The following is a 1636-nucleotide window of genomic DNA, read 5'->3' on the forward strand; positions in this document are numbered from 1 at the left end:
GGTCGGATACCCGAAAACCTTTGCCAGGATGGTGAAGTCGAGCAGCTCGGTGTCCGACAGCGCGTCTAGCTCGTCGAGCGTGGCGGTCATCTGCGCCTCGGACAACGGCTCCGGGCTGGCGTGATAGTCGCGCACGATCAGTTCCCGGGCGTTGTCGTTGCCGCCGAGTAGCTCGTCGAGCTGCAGCCGCAGCTGGCGGCCGTCGGTGCCCAGTTCGACCACGTCGTTGTCGATCACCTGGCCGATCCGGCGGACCAGCTCGAGCCGCTGCACCACCGTCATGACGTCGCGCAGCGTGACGAAGTCCTCGATCTCGGCGCGCGACAGCTGCCTGCTGACCTCGTCGAGCCTGATCTTGTACCGCTCCAGGGTGGCGATGGCCTGGTTGGCCCGCGACAGGATGGTCGCCGAGTCCGCCACCACGTGGCGCTCCCCGCCGACGTAGACGGTCACGATGTTCATCGAATGGCTCACCGAGATCACCGGGTAGCCGGTCTGGATCGCCGCCCGCTCCGCCGACCGGTGCCGGGTCCCCGACTCGTCGGTGGCGATCGACGGGTCCGGGACCAACTGCACGTTGGCCCGCACGATGCGGCTGCCGTCGGTGGACAGCACGACGGCGCCGTCCATCTTCGCCAGCTCGCGCAGCCGGGTGGGCGCGTAGCGCACGTCCAGCGCGAACCCACCGTCGCAGATGGCCTCGACGGCCTCGTCGTTGCCGAGCACGATCAGGGCGCCGGTGCGGCCACGCAGGATGCGTTCCAGGCCGTCACGCAGGCCGGTGCCCGGAGCCAGGCGGGCGACGGTTTCACGCAGGGTCGGACGAGTCACAGCATGTCATTCTTCAGGCCCGACGCGTCATGCGTCCAGCCATGGCGGGTTTGCGGGAGCGCCGCCGCGGTGGTCGGCGATGTCGATCATGTGCTCCAGCGCCGCCACGATGGTGGGCGCGCGCAGCGCCCGCATCCCGTTCGGCACGATCTCGCGCCGGGGGTCGTCACCGTCCGGGATGAGCGCGATGGAAAACCCCTGGCGAGCGGCTTCGCTCAGCCGCCGCTCCATGCCGCTGACCCGCCGCAGATCTCCGGCCAGTCCCACTTCGCCGATCATCACCGCGGTGGTGGGCAGCGGCAGGCCGGTGAGCGCTGACGCCAGCGCGACCGCGACCGCCAGATCCGACGATGGATCGGTCAGCCGCATGCCGCCGACCGTGGACAGGTAGATGTCGTTAATGCCGACTGGCAGCCTGGCGTGCTTTTCCAGCACCGCGGTGATCATCGCGGCCCGGGAGTGGTCGATGCCGCTGACGGCGCGGCGCGGCGAGCCGCCCGCCGGCGTGGCCAGCAGCGCCTGCACCTCGCCGATCAGCGGCCGTTTGCCGTCCAGTGTCACCGTGATCGCGGTGCCCGGCACCGGGGCCGGACGCTGATCCAGGAACAGGTTCGACGGGTCGGCGACGCCCTCGATCCCGTTGTCGTGCAACAGGAAACAGCCGACCTCGTCGGCCGCCCCGAACCGGTTCTTGATCCCCCGGACCATGCGCAGCGAGCCGTTGCGGTCGCCCTCGAAGTGCAGCACCACGTCGACGAGGTGCTCGAGGGAACGCGGCCCGGCGATGGCCCCGTCCTTGGTGACG

General features: G+C 70.0%; 2 protein-coding genes. Both read right to left on the reverse strand.

The genetic code is table 11. From position 1 onward, the window contains the following. Nucleotides 1–831 (reverse strand): DNA integrity scanning diadenylate cyclase DisA (gene disA / locus A5646_RS23530; RefSeq protein ID WP_067024567.1); only part of this gene is annotated, 831 nt, incomplete at its 3' end. A gap of 27 nt (nucleotides 832–858) precedes the next feature. Beyond that, nucleotides 859–1636, reverse strand: a 778-nt coding sequence (locus A5646_RS23535) for a magnesium chelatase domain-containing protein (protein WP_304441929.1), incomplete at its 5' end; no start/stop codon positions are given.

Source organism: Mycobacterium sp. 1245499.0, from assembly GCF_001673615.1.
In the GTDB taxonomy this organism is placed as follows: domain Bacteria; phylum Actinomycetota; class Actinomycetes; order Mycobacteriales; family Mycobacteriaceae; genus Mycobacterium; species Mycobacterium europaeum_A.